The following is a 13,653-nucleotide window of genomic DNA, read 5'->3' on the forward strand; positions in this document are numbered from 1 at the left end:
CTCAGGGTTCCGGCGTTTGAAGCGGCGGGATCTGATGCTTGGGATCGCTGCTGACCGCGGCCATTATTGATCCGCCGACAACCAGCAGGGCGCCGGCCAGGCTTATCGGACTCAGGTTCTCCGGCTCAATGACCTGAGGCCAAAGCGACGAAACGATCATCATCAAGAAAACGGTGAGAACAGGAACGGTCGCCAGGACGGCGCTGACGCGGGAGGCCTCCCAGTGTTCCAGCGCCTCGGCAAAACAGCCATAAGCGAAAAGTGTGTTTAACGCCGCAAAGATCAATAAGAAGACCTGCAGGGTGTTGAGGGTCGCAATCTGTCCAGGATGCGCCGCCGGAAAAAACGCGACCGCTCCGAAGATATAGATCACAAGAAGGATCATTTCCGAGGAATAGCATCTCAGGAGCTGTTTTTGAGTAAGACCATAAACAGCCCACGCGATCGCCGCGGTGATAATCAACAGAATGCCGATTGTATAATCCGTGAGGCCGCCAATGAGCAATGCCAGCCTTCCATTAAAGAACAGCCCCATGCCGGCGACAAAAACGAGCATCCCTGTCCACTGCAGGCGGACAAAGCGCTCACGATAGATAAAGACGCCGCCCAAAAGCATAAATCCGGGCGCCAATTGTATCACGACCTGTGCAATGCTCGGCGTCAGATGATCGAGACCGATAAGATAGATAATATAGTTGGCGCAAAGACAGAGACAGCAGACAATTATAAGCAGGAGAAGCAGACCCTTCGGACGCACGCTGCGGGCCCGGCGTCTTCGGGCGGCCAGATAGGCGGCGAGAAGTACGGCGGAAGCCAGAAAGCGGTACCAGGTGATCGTAATGGCATCCATCCCACCCAAAAGAGTCTTCAAGGCAATTGGAAGTGCGCCCCACAACAGAGCGGTGATAACGGACAGCAAAAAGCCGAGTTTCCACCGGCCGGAGGTTGTATGAAGAGTCATTTTCTTGGTTTACCGGACCGCCAGGAATAGACCGGCTCCCAGCCCAAAATCTTCCGTGCCCGTTCGGTGCATATCAAAGACCGGTAGGGATCTTCTTTGTATTCAATCCCCCCGCGCCAGGGAACGCCGGGGTGTATTTGTGAGACCAGCTCCCGGGTCGTCTTTTCCGCCGAAACGATGTCGGCCGCGCAAAGCAAGAAGGTCGCGTGGCCGGGGTCGGGGCATTCGAGGGCGCAAAGGGCGGCGCGGGCCACATCCCAGACATCAATAAAGGCGCCGTACTCCCAAAAGGGGGTCCATTCATTCCGGGGATCCACCTCCATCCACTTCCTGATCTCCAGATACCGCGCCTCGTTGAATATTCCCGGCGGTCGCAGACATATGGTCGGTATCCCGGTCCGCGCAGTGAAGTGCTTGCACATTTCCTCGGAAAGTTTCTTTGATACGCCATACGGCGTCCCCGGGCTGCAGGGGTAGTCGTCATCTATCGGAAGATAGTCGGGGGCTTTCTCGCCGATAAAACATCCCAATGTATTCACGCTGCTGAGATAAACAATGCGCCTGACACCTTCGCATTCTGCGGCCCAGAGGACATTCCATGTCCCCAGAAGATTGACCTCGATGATCTCCGACGGATGGGCCTCCGGTTGCCCCGCCAGGGCCGCCGCGTGGATGACGGCATCGCACCCCCTCATCGCAATGCTCAATGCCTTCGGGTCGCGGATATCCTTTCCGCCGACTCGGTCGAAGCCGGCCACATCATAATTCCGGCCGCTCAGGGCCCGCTCAATCGCCGCCCCGGCAAGGCCGCGGTTTCCGGTCACAAGAATTTTCATAAAGACTATCATGCGGCCCGCCCCGAAGGATGGCAATCCCGACGCCGGGCAAAGCTTTAAAAATCTTCCTTGTGGTTGACATCGCCGCCGCGCTGGTGCGGGAAGTTGGGGCGGTTTTCCATGACCCGGGCGGCCTCGGTTCGGCCGGCCAAGGTTGGCAGTATGATCCTGATCGTGGTTTCCTCATCCGGTATGCTGTGTTTTATAAAAACTTTGCCGCCATAAGGCGCCAACACATCTCTGGCCGCATGGAGCCGTTTATTTTCACCTATCTCAACGCCATCGATGGGAACGGATTGTTCAAAGATCCGCTCCCATGCTTCCTCCGGTAAGCCGGCGCCGGTGTCCTTTACATCAACACGGCAATAATGTTCTTCTTTCTCAACCACAAATCTGATTTCCCGGATCGGCCGCTCTTTGATGGCGTCCAGCGCGTGGCCCAACACAAGATCGAGGCTCTTTTCAAGCACCTCCGCGGGGACGGCAACAGAAATAAAGAGATCGTCGCCGATGGTGAGATGCCCGCGTACCGCAAGCGTGTCGAACTCTCGCTTCCGTCGAGAAAGAATCGCTTCAAGAGCCGGGATCAACGGCGTTCCCGGGCGCTTCGGCCTTGGGTTCCCTCTGAAGGAAACCCGCGCGCGCCAGCTACTCCCTGTGGCAAGAAAAAAGAGGAATGCGATAAGCGCACCGCCTATCGCACCCAGGAAAAAGTCGCTTATCACAAGTCTATCAAACGCCTCTCTGTGATGGGATGGCTGGGCCTCCCTACGACGGACGATTCGTACATGCTATTCATACATGCTCTTGATAAGGCCCCAGGTCGTATCTTTTTTATCGCCACCTACCCCGGAATTATTGAGGCATCCGCTCTGCACATATCCGCCGAATCCGGCTGAGGTCAACAGGTCCCCGTGAACATCAACCTCGGCCTCCCCATAGAGAACGGTCCGGGTGTCATTCCAAACACGCACCGTGTAGTGCCCCGGCTCAAAGCCGAATCCCCACATGTCGAGATCAAAGCAACACATACAATCACAGGGACCCATGGGGAGGGTTTCGGTCTCCAGGAAATCGACAGCAAACGGTTCGGGTGTTTCCATGGCAACGACAACGACGGCACAACAATTGTAAAAGGCGCCGGCGTGCTTCACCAAAATCGTATCGCCGACGGCCCACGCAAAAATCTGATCTTCACACTCCTCCTGGCTGCAAACCAAGGCCGGAGCAAGCGCGCCGACAAGAACAGAGCAGAGAACGACGGCGGCCGATCGAACAAGGAATTGTCTTTTCATCGTTCACCTCCTATCCAGCCCATAACAAGTCTAGCCTTCACATCGGAAACTCGTCAAGTGTTGGGAGATTGGATGGCGCCAACTACTTTCGATACGCCCACTTAACTTGGCTCCAGGTTCCCTCTTCACGCAAAATAGGCTCACCGCACGGGTTCTTCCCCGCCGCGGACCCAAAACCCATAACGCCGTATTCCTCGATTTCATCGGTTGCGTGGGCCGCGCCGCATTCGACAAACACGCCACCATGAACAGGGTGTTCGCCCAGGCCTATTGTGCCATCACCATAGGCATAGATCCCAAAGTAATAGAGCGGCTGAATGGCGCCGTCATCGGCGCAGGACGGCGCATAAGAGACGGCTGTCCCCGTATTGGGCAACGGCCAACCATCCGATGGGATTTCAAGAATGGCGCTGCCGGGAGGAACGAACGGCCCGAAGGCTGCAACGTAAGTCCCCGCGGGATCATAGGGGCCCAATCCGAAAACACAGGTGTTATACTCCGGCGAGCTGCCGTCAGGGAAAACAGCCAGCACAATAAACCACTGAATGTTCGACCCGCCGCTGGTCCCGGTTGGCGACAACTCATCACAATGGCTGGGGATCTGCAACGCGCGGAACGGATCTCCCCCGGTGTCGACGACTCGGGAATCGGTATGAACGGCAAGAACCGATCCCTCGTTGGGGCCTGCGCTTGAAGATGTCGCGAGAAAAGCTGAGAAAATTATTATAAACGCGGCGCACGAGACAATGGAGAGACGTCGCATGGCATCCTCCTGGATATACCCGATAACAAATGTCTCATACCAACGATGTCCTCCCAACGAATGACTCCCAACGCTTCGATACCAAAAACCCGACATTAAACACTTAACATTGAATCAATAGAAAGTTCAACCCGAACGCCGCCCCGGCGGAGCCCGCCAATCCCCATCCTGGGGCATTCATCCCTCCACTCCTATCCTGATATAGAGTATAGATTGTTTTGCCGGAACCGGCCGCGTCGGGTTGGGCCCCCGGAAACTGTCACAATACATTATCCCACAAAAAGTTAGATCCCGGGCGGGGCCCATTGACGCCCTCTCCCACAGAACACTAGACCTGTGTCTTGGGCCACCGCCTCATGGTGAGGAGCAGGGTGATGATGAGAACCGGCCAGATCGCTGAATATGTATAGATATGCTGCAAGCCCAAAAGAGCCCGCAGGGGGCCGACACCAAAGGTGCCGCCGATCAATCCCATGGCGACCGAGGCCGAGAAGAGCGCGCTCACCTGTGGCGTGTGGTGGGGCAATTCCTCGGAGGCCAGACTCAGCAGCAGCGGGAACAAGGCGGAGCAAAAAAATCCGGCCAGGCCGAAGCGAAGCAGGGAGTCGATCGCGCCATTGGATCCGGAAACAAGAACAAAGGATAGAGCCATGCCGGCGGCGAGGATCAGGGTGATCCAAAGCGGTTCAACACGGCGCACGATCACGGTGCTGAGCATCCGGCCGGCCATCATGGCAAACCAGAAACTCGAGAGGGCTCCGGCGGCAATCTCCAGGGGCAGGCCTTTGTTTTCCGACAGGAAGATAACCGCCCAAGCGGTGAAGGTTCCCTCACCGATGCCGTAGATCAGAACGGTCGTTGACCGGGCCCAGAGACGGCCGGGAATGTGCAATCGCTCTTTGAAACCGTTGGGAATACGGGGCCATCCGACGACCGGTTTTTTCCCAGCGAAAACGGTAATCCCCAATATAATGACCGCCAGCCCGAGCGGCGCGGCAAACCAGACATTCGCCCGCGCCGCGACAGCAATGATCATCGGCCAGAGGGCCGCGCCCACACCGATAACTCCGTGCAATGCCGTCAGGGCGCCGCTCCGCGCCCGGGGGAAATTCTCAATCGCGCCGGTATTGAGGACGAGACCGATAAGACCTCCGCCGGGGCCGAATGCCGTCATGGCGAGGATCAACGTCGCCACCCCAAGATCCCTTCCCAGAAAGGGTGAGACAGCCATCAGGATCATCGATACGGCCAGGGAGATCTGCGCCCACCGAAAGAGCGCCTGCAGACTCCACCGCCGCAACAGAATCGGCGAGGCGAGCGCACTGACCGCGGCAAGGATGAGAACCGGCAGAAAGAGGGCGCCGTAAAGTGTATCGCCGATCTCCAACCGCTCTCGAAGAATCGTGCTGGAGGCCGGGAAGGTTACGATAACCCCGCCCGTCACCAGCGCGGCAAGGTATATTGTAACCACGGAGTGTTTTGACATAGCTTGAATTGACGCTGTCTGTCTTGACACAGAGATCGGATTCTTTCTGGAAGTTGCGCCCATGAGCGCTAAGCTTACACGGTCAGACAGGGAATGTGGAGATTTTCATGAAGACCCAACAAAGGGCCTACGCCTATGCTCTCGTCGCCGTTGCCTTCTGGTCAACGGTCGCGACAGCCTTTAAAATTTCCCTCCGCCTCCTAACGCCGGCCCAATTGCTGCTTTACTCCTCGGCCATATCCACGCTCTGCCTCATCTCCGCCGTGCTGATTCAAAGAAAGGCGGCGCAGCTCTCCTTGTCGCGGGCGGGCGCCCTGCGGTCCCTTGCGACCGGTTTCATCAATCCCTTCTTTTACTATCTGATTCTGTTCAAGGCTTACTCATTGCTCCCCGGCCAGGAGGCTCAGCCGCTGAACTTCACCTGGGCGATCGCCATGGCCGTGCTCTCAATCCCACTGCTCAAGCAGAAAATCCGCCCCATGGGATTTCTCGCAATCCTCATCAGCTTCGCCGGGGTATACATTATCTCCACCCGTGGAGATATCTTCTCTTTCCGCCCGACCAGTTCTCTCGGCGTTTCACTGGCTCTCGTTAGTTCGATCCTTTGGGCGCTCTATTGGATATACAATCTACGCGATCCGCGTGATGAGGTTATCAAGCTCTTCTGGGGTTTCCTCTTTGGAACATTGTTTATCTTGATCTATGTCCTGGCCGCCGGGGAATGGGTCCATCCCTCCTCCTCGGCGCTGGCCGGCGCCGCCTACATCGGCCTCTTTGAAATGGGGATAACCTTTATCGTTTGGTTGAAGGCGCTCAAGCTGTCGCGGACAACGGCGCAGGTATCCAATCTCATTTTTCTGGCGCCTTTTGTATCGCTTGTTTTGCTGCACTTCATCGCCGGAGAGGATATTTTCCCGTCTTCCGTCGTCGGATTGGTGCTGATTGTCGCGGGGATATTGCTTCAACGCCGCTACGGATAGCCGCGCCGGCGTCTTTGTTAAGGCTCGTGGGCCGCCCGGCTTGGACGCCGGATGTTCCGTCCTATTTCTTCTGCCCCTGCTCAATCTTCGCCCAGCTGTCCCTCAAAGAGATCGTGCGGTTGAAAACGAGCTTTTCTGCGGTCGAATCTTTGTCCACGCAGAAATACCCATGGCGTATGAACTGGAACAGATCCCCCGGCTTGGTTCCCTGCAACGCCGGCTCAACCAGGCAGGATGATAACACGATCAGCGACGCGGGATTCAGATTCGCCGGAAATGTCTCGCCGTCTGGAACATCCTCTGGGTTTTCTTTGGTGAAGAGGTGGTCATACAGCCGCACCTCGGCGGGAACGGCGTGATCCGCCGAAACCCACTGTATGGTCCCCTTGACCTTTCGTCCGTCCTCCGACCAGCCGCCCCGTGTCGCCGGGTCATAGGTGCAATGAAGCTCCTTGGCTACTCCGGTGGTCTCGTCCTTCACAACGCTGTCGCACGTAATGTAATAGGCGTGCTTGAGGCGGACTTCGCGTCCCACCGCGAGGCGAAAATACTTCTTCGGCGGATCGTCCCAGAAATCGTCCCTCTCAATATATATCTCGCGGGTAAAGGGAACCTTCCTTGTTCCCGCCGATTCATCTTCGGGATTATTCACGGCCTCTATCTCTTCGACCTGCCCCTCGGGATAATTGTCGATAACAACCTTTATGGGATCCAATACGGCCATGACGCGATGGGCCTTCTTGTTCAGCTCTTCCCGCAGCATATGCTCGAGCAGAGCGATATCGACAACACTATCGCGCTTGGCCACGCCAACCCTTTCACAAAAAGCCGGAATGACATTAGGCGGATATCCCCTTCGCCGCATCCCGACAAGGGTCAACAGGCGGGGATCGTCCCACCCATTGACATGCTTTCCCTCTACGAGGATACGAAGCTTCCGTTTGCTGAGAACGGTATAGGTCAGGTTGAGGCGCGCGAATTCATATTGGCGGGAGTGGAAGACCCCCAATTCATCCAGGTACCAGTCATAGAGCGGTCTGTGATCCTCAAACTCCAACGAGCAGAGGGAATGGGTGATGCCCTCCATCGAATCGGACAGGCAGTGCGTAAAATCATACATCGGATAGATGCACCACTTGTCGCCCGTTCGGTGATGGTTGGCGCGGAGAATCCGGTAGATGACAGAATCGCGCATATTCAGGTTCCCGGATGACATATCGATCTTGGCCCGCAACACCCGCGATCCGTCTGGGAACTCACCGGCCCTCATCCGGGAGAACAGATCGAGGTTTTCTTCGACGGGGCGGTTGCGATAGGGGCTTTCCCTCCCCGGCTTGGTCAGCGTTCCGCGGTACATTCTGATTTCATCGGCGCCAAGGTCGCAGACATAAGCTTTACCATCCCTGATCAACTGAACAGCATGATCATAGAGCTTTTCAAAGTAGTCGGATGCATAGTACAGACGATCTTCCCAATCAAAGCCGAGCCAGCGTATATCCTCCATGATGGCATCGACAAACTCTGTCTCTTCCTTGCTGGGATTTGTGTCGTCGAAACGCAGATTGCATTTGCCGCCGAATTCTTTGGCCATCGTGAAATTGAGGCATATCGCCTTGGCGTGGCCGATATGGATATACCCATTCGGTTCCGGCGGAAAGCGGGTGTGGACGCGGCCGTCGTTTTTGTTATTTGCCAGATCTTCCTTGATGATCTCCCGAATGAAATGAGAACCTTGCGTTGACTCCGGTGTTAAATCCGGCGTTGAGTTCGGCGTGGTCATGGTGCCTGCTCCTTCTACAATAATTCTTCGTGATTCCCGCGTCTTTCAGGGTCTGGTTTCGGATGATCGCTAATCCCCGAACAGGTCCGCGAACTCCTTCTCGACCATTTTCAACCTCTTTGAGGAAATTCCCCCGATGGCGTCAATGGCCCGGCGGAGCCGTACCCGCACCATATCGGAGCCCAGAATCTCCATTGAATCAAACAACGGCGTCCAGGCCTTCCGGCCACTCAGCGCCAGATAGAACGGCCGCGTAAAATCCCGGAGTTTGACGCCGAAGATCCCGGCCATTTCATTAAAGAGCTCCTCCAGCGGTTTACATCTGAAATCCCGCTGCTGCTCCAGCTTCCACACCGCCATCTGCAGGAAGGCCGCCACCTCGTCGGTCGTCTTGCCCTTCATCTTGAAATCGGCGGGTTCAAGCGGCACCTCGTCGGCGAAAAAGGCGGCGGTCAGGAATCCCCAATCGGCTAGGGTTTCTAATCTAGGTTGCGCCAAGGGGACGATCCTTTCCACTAAATCGCGCCGCAACGCCCAATCCTCCAAGGCGTCGGTCAGCGCGGCCGGCGTGTAATCCTCCCGGATATAGCGGCCGTTCAGCCACTTGAGCTTGGTGATGTCGAAGACGGGCCCGCCGAGAGAGATGTCCTCGAGCTTCAAATTCCTGCACATCTCCTCGAGCGTGAACTTCTCTTCCTCGTTGGGCATGATCCAGCCCATCATGCCAAGGAAGTTGCGCAGCGCCTCGGGTAAATAGCCGGCCCGACGAAAATAGTTTATCGATGTCGGATTCTTTCGTTTCGATAACTTCGATTTGTTCGCATCGTTGTTTCTGAGAAGCGGGAGGTGGCAGAAGACGGGCGGCTCCCAGCCGAAATATTCATAAAGCTTCACGTGCTTTGGAACCGAGTTGATCCACTCTTCACCGCGGATGACATGGGTTATTCCCATCAGATGATCGTCGACGACATTAGCGAGATGATAGGTCGGAAAGCCATCCGACTTGAGGATGATCTGGTCATCCACCGAATTCCAATCTTTGCGGATCTCGCCGCGCAGAACATCATTAAAAACACACTCGCCGTCAAGCGGGATTTTCATCCGTACCACATGGGATTCACCCGCGATGGCCCGCTGCGCTGATTCCCCGGCCGGGAGATCGCGGCAATGCCGATCATACCCGGCGTCGGCGCCTTTGCGCATCCGGCGTTCAGCGAGCTGCTCTTTTGTACAGAAACAATGATAGGCATGCCCGTTTTGTAAAAGCGTTTCGACATGCCCGCGGTAGATTTCGCTTCGCTCGCTTTGACGATAGGGGCTGTGGGGCCCGCCGATGTCGGGACCCTCGTCCCACTGGAGGCCAAGCCACTTGAGCGACTCGAGGATCATCACCTCCGACGCCTTTGTGGAGCGGGCTTGGTCGGTATCCTCAATGCGGAGGATGAACTTTCCGCCGCGTCCCTTGGCGAAGGCGTAGTTAAAGAGAGCCTGATAGGCCGTTCCAACGTGGGGATCACCGGTGGGAGACGGCGCAATACGAACCCGGATCGTTTTGTCGGGCATGGGTTTCCTCGATCGAATCGGTTGAGGCGGCCGTCTTATGCGGAACCACCTATTTAGTAGAAACTCGTCTTTTAGGCGGAAAGAGTCAAGGGGGAGGAGAGATCCAAGAAGCCCGTTCTGGGGAAGTGCGGGGTGGCTCGGGGGTTTCGAGGAACGTTCTATTGGGGAGGTGCTGGTACAACAACCAATGGCGAATAGGCGCGTCAATCCTCAGCTCCCGCCAAACCTCTGGGGCCAAAAATATTTCGCCGGCGTGGAGAGAGATCCGTTCCGGCGGCCCTTTCCCTTATGCCGCCTTTATGTTCTTAATAATCCCCAGCCGAATCAGTTCCATCCGCAAGCTCTCCAATTCAGTTTCAATGCGCTCGATGGCCGGTTTTATGGCCTCCAGGTTCCCGCTGTTTGCAATCGCCTCTATTTCGCAGGCGGCCTCGCGCATACCCTTGGCGCTCATGCTGGCGGCGGCGCCCTTAATAGTGTGGGCCCGCCTCTGTATGAGCTCCAAGTCGCCGTCTGAAAGCGCTTTATAAAGTTCAGCTATCTGGATCGGACAATCAATGAAATATTCCTCGGCAATCATCTGAACAATATCTTCATCGCCCATCACTCGATCCAATAACTCATCACGATCAAAGATCGGTTCTTTCACTACCTGACCCTCCTCCATGGTTACTTTTTCAGATGGCATCACTTCCTCAACACGGGAAGCCCACTTTTCTATGATTCCGGCCAATTTTTGCGGGTCGATCGGTTTCGCAATGTAATCGTTCATTCCAGCCTTCAGGCACTTCTCGCGATCGCCCTGCATGGCATTCGCGGTCATGGCAACAATGGGCACCTTCTCTTTTCCCCCGGGTGCCAATTCCCGCCGCATGGCCCGGGTCGCATCATATCCATCCATCTCTGGCATCTGACAATCCATCAACACCAAATCATACCGATTCCTCCCCAACATTTTCACCGCTTGAGCCCCATTCTCCGCTAAATCGAAAGTACATCCCAGCTTTCGGAGGATCGCCCCGGCGACTTTTTGATTAACCGCGTTGTCCTCGGCCAACAAAACATGGACGCGCCGGAGTTCATCTACTACTTTGTGGCGTGTCAATATGCGATCCCCGGAGCCGGGCCCCCTGTTTCGCTTTCGGCCAAGTGCGACGGCAAGGCAATCATATAGCTGCCCTTGTTTTATCGGTTTTGTTATATATGCGGAATATCCGACTTTCTCGCATTTCGCTGCATCCCCGCGAATTCCCATTGAGGTCAGCATGACCAAGGCCGTATTATTTTGAATTCCGGCTTCTTGGGTCTTGCGGCCGAATACTTCCCCGCTCATACCGGTCGTCTGCGTATCGATGATAACAATCCTGAAGGGATCCCCTTGTTCCTGGGCATCGTTCAGTTTCTGAAGAGCGGTTGCCGCGTCCGACGCCTCATCGTTTCGACAATCCCAGGATTGTAACACCACGGAGAGATACCCTCGATTCGTAGCGTTTCCGTCAACAACCAAAATGCGTTCACCGCTGAGCTTGGCATAGGGTTCTTCGCGATGAACGGCATCATCAGCCTGCTTTTTTAAACACGCCGTGAACCAAAATGTTGACCCTTTGCCTTCCCTGGTCGCCACACCTATCTCCCCGTTCATCAATCCAACGAGCTGCTTTGAAATCGCGAGACCCAGCCCTGTGCCTCCATACTTCCTTGTCGTTGACGCATCGACCTGTGTGAAAGCTTCAAAAAGAACACCTATTCGCTCTTCAGGGATTCCAATGCCCGTATCTGATATCTCGAATTTGATAACGGCGCACGATTCATCCTCCTTGTCCAATGTCGCCTTTAGGGATATTTCTCCGTCTGATGTAAACTTGACGGCATTTCCACCCAGATTGAGCAGCACCTGGCGGATTCTTCCAGGATCACCGATGAGCAAAGACGGAACATTCACATCGATGAAATACGCAAACTCCAAGCCGCTTTGTTGAGCGCGGACGGCGAGAAGATCATTCACTCCCTCCACCATATTTCGGAGATCAAACTCAAGCATCTCAAGCTCAAGTTTGCCGGCTTCTATTTTTGAAAAATCAAGAATGTCGTTGATGATGGATAGGAGCGCATGGCCGCTGGACTGAACGATGTCCGCATAATCCCGCTGCTCGTTGGTTAGATCCGTTTCCTGCAAAAGGCTCGCCATGCCGATCACGCCATTTAGAGGGGTTCTGATCTCGTGGCTCATATTGGCCAGAAACTCGCTCTTCGCCATATTAGCGATTTCCGCCCGCGTCGCCATTTCATTAGCCCGGCCGATTGATTCTTCCAGAAGCTCGTTTGTCTCCTCCGCTTCACGTTTTGCTTCTTTGAGTTCTTCCTCTGCGATCTTTCTTTCCGTAATATCCCGCATGGAACAGATGAGGCCGTTGTCACCTCCCATGGATCCAAGAACCCACACCTTCGTAATAGAGAACCATCTTTCCCCTTTGGCTGTCTTGATCAAGACGTCTTCAGAACAAGCCTTTCCCTCATTGAGGACCTTGTCATCGTTCCTGGAAAATTTTTCAATATTCTCATCTGCATGAAGCTCTTGGTCGCTCCGGCCGATCACTTCGTCCTTCTTCTTTCCCAAAAGACGGCAAAATGCCGCGTTGGCGGAAATATAAACTCCCGCCCGATTTTTCATAGCGATATAGTCGGGGGATGCCTCAAATACGATATCGAGCAGGCTGTTTTGTTTTCTAAGCTCGGCGAAGGCTACCTCCAGGTCTGTTTGGATTGTCTTTCTTTCCTCGATCTCTTTCTCGATTTCTCTTTGCTTTGCAACTAGATTTCTTGAGATGGATTTTGTACGTCCATATGAGAGACAAATGACGATCCCGCCGCCAAGCAAGAAAATTCCGGTGATGAGGAAAAGAAGCTGGCGGAATCCGGCCGTGGCATCGATGTCGTAGAAGGCCATTGCGACGCCGATTCTCTGCCCGCTGACGTCTATTAGCGGGATCACCCTGGCGGTATAATGCTTTGAGCCATCCTTGATCCTTATGGGTTTATTCCCAGGGCGTTGCGGGTCGTCCAGTTGACCACACGCCTGTTGGACGAGGACATCCCTTGCTGTATTTTCCGTCACGACAAACGATGAAAAGTGATTCCACTCCCCGGAGAGATTAAGGAGAGCTTTTCCTTCTTCCCATTTTTCTTGATCCAGCCTGTCTTTATAAACAACCAAGCATATTTCCGCTTCCAGCGTCCTCGCGACCTGCGGGATGAGATGCTCCATCTCTTTCCCAAGCTCCAAGTATCCCACGAGTTCTCCGTTGACGATCCAAGGATGGACAACACGCAATGTGAGGGTTCCGAATTTCCCCAATTCGACCCCGTGAAATTCCCGGTGGGTTTGGCTCGCGGTGGCCAGTACACGTTGTTGAATCGAATCTCCAAAGCTATCGGGATTGTGCACACGAAGGAAACAGGTTTGATCCGGCTCAATAAAATACAAATGGGTCACGCCATACCGGTCTCGCATATAAAGCAATGTTGGGAGGGCTTCTGCAAACAAGGCTGGACGATCTCTACCAATATAGGCATCAACGAAACCTTGATTTTTTTCCAGTGGGTCAAGAAGGCCATGAATCAATTCCGCATCCGCTTCGATGGCCTGGCGGAATACCGCCTGGCATTTCGATGTTTCCCTTTGAGCCGTTCGGTCGAGGGTGGATTTATGGAACCAGAAAATGCTGATAAGGCAGATGGCCAAAACCAATAGGTAGCTTAGGGCGAGAGGAATAAGTATTTTCTTTGGCAAACTGGCTGTCCGCATCCTCTACCTCGGGCATCCGCCCCATATTCAAAAAATACATCGTATGGCGGCCGGCCTGCGGTAACCGCCGATGGGTCTAATATTTCTTATTATTCAAAGATTCGTCTCGGCAAGGTATTATCATTAAGAGATTCTTCGAGTTACGGCCTCATGAGGCCGGGCCGGGGAACAACGCCGCGGGGAG

The 13,653-nt window shown here is 54.8% G+C and carries 11 protein-coding genes; 2 read left to right on the forward strand and 9 right to left on the reverse strand.

The features are described 5' to 3' along the window. Nucleotide 1: 1 nt before the first annotated feature. From KJ970_20375 to KJ970_20400, 6 genes are all read right to left on the reverse strand, one after another. Nucleotides 2-961, reverse strand: coding sequence for a DMT family transporter (locus KJ970_20375; protein ID MBU2693281.1), 960 nt, complete (start codon nucleotides 959-961; stop codon nucleotides 2-4). Next, nucleotides 958-1,797: an NAD(P)-dependent oxidoreductase gene (locus tag KJ970_20380; GenBank protein ID MBU2693282.1), complete on the reverse strand. Its 840-nt coding sequence runs from the start codon at nucleotides 1,795-1,797 to the stop codon at nucleotides 958-960. Before KJ970_20380 ends, KJ970_20375 begins: the two co-directional genes overlap by 4 nt. A 56-nt stretch (nucleotides 1,798-1,853) precedes the next feature. Then, nucleotides 1,854-2,522: a hypothetical protein gene (locus KJ970_20385; protein MBU2693283.1), complete on the reverse strand. Its 669-nt coding sequence runs from the start codon at nucleotides 2,520-2,522 to the stop codon at nucleotides 1,854-1,856. A 66-nt stretch (nucleotides 2,523-2,588) separates the two neighbouring features. Then, the gene (locus tag KJ970_20390; GenBank protein ID MBU2693284.1) at nucleotides 2,589-3,092 is read right to left on the reverse strand and encodes a hypothetical protein; all 504 of its coding nucleotides are present in this window, start codon (nucleotides 3,090-3,092) and stop codon (nucleotides 2,589-2,591) included. Between the two features lie 82 nt (nucleotides 3,093-3,174). After that, nucleotides 3,175-3,855 carry a hypothetical protein gene (locus tag KJ970_20395; protein ID MBU2693285.1) on the reverse strand — a complete coding sequence of 227 codons (681 nt, stop codon included), beginning with the start codon at nucleotides 3,853-3,855 and terminating at the stop codon, nucleotides 3,175-3,177. A gap of 328 nt (nucleotides 3,856-4,183) precedes the next feature. Then, on the reverse strand, nucleotides 4,184-5,341 hold the full coding sequence (locus tag KJ970_20400; protein ID MBU2693286.1) for an MFS transporter: 1,158 nt from the start codon (nucleotides 5,339-5,341) through the stop codon (nucleotides 4,184-4,186). 107 nt (nucleotides 5,342-5,448) lie between these two features. On the opposite strand from KJ970_20400, the gene KJ970_20405 reads away from it, so the two are divergent. Next, complete coding sequence (locus KJ970_20405) at nucleotides 5,449-6,321, forward strand: DMT family transporter (protein MBU2693287.1); 873 nt, start codon at nucleotides 5,449-5,451, stop codon at nucleotides 6,319-6,321. Nucleotides 6,322-6,382: 61 nt separating this feature from the next. On the opposite strand, the gene KJ970_20410 is transcribed toward KJ970_20405, so the two are convergent. The 3 genes from KJ970_20410 to KJ970_20420 all read right to left on the reverse strand — a co-directional run bounded on the left by KJ970_20410 (nucleotide 6,383) and on the right by KJ970_20420 (nucleotide 13,157). Further along, nucleotides 6,383-8,101 (reverse strand): glutamine--tRNA ligase/YqeY domain fusion protein, encoded by a 1,719-nt coding sequence (locus tag KJ970_20410; GenBank protein ID MBU2693288.1) that lies wholly within the window; start codon nucleotides 8,099-8,101, stop codon nucleotides 6,383-6,385. Between the two features lie 69 nt (nucleotides 8,102-8,170). Continuing rightward, on the reverse strand, nucleotides 8,171-9,664 hold the full coding sequence (locus KJ970_20415) for a glutamate--tRNA ligase (protein MBU2693289.1): 1,494 nt from the start codon (nucleotides 9,662-9,664) through the stop codon (nucleotides 8,171-8,173). Nucleotides 9,665-9,950: 286 nt separating this feature from the next. Continuing rightward, nucleotides 9,951-13,157 carry a response regulator gene (locus KJ970_20420; protein MBU2693290.1) on the reverse strand — a complete coding sequence of 1,069 codons (3,207 nt, stop codon included), beginning with the start codon at nucleotides 13,155-13,157 and terminating at the stop codon, nucleotides 9,951-9,953. On the opposite strand from KJ970_20420, the gene KJ970_20425 reads away from it, so the two are divergent. Further along, the gene (locus KJ970_20425; GenBank protein MBU2693291.1) at nucleotides 13,149-13,415 is read left to right on the forward strand and encodes a hypothetical protein; all 267 of its coding nucleotides are present in this window, start codon (nucleotides 13,149-13,151) and stop codon (nucleotides 13,413-13,415) included. The two genes, KJ970_20420 and KJ970_20425, sit on opposite strands and share 9 nt — an antisense overlap. The last annotated feature ends 238 nt before the right edge of the window (nucleotides 13,416-13,653 follow it).

The organism is Candidatus Eisenbacteria bacterium (assembly GCA_018831195.1).
In the GTDB taxonomy this organism is placed as follows: Bacteria; Eisenbacteria; RBG-16-71-46; order CAIMUX01; family JAHJDP01; genus JAHJDP01.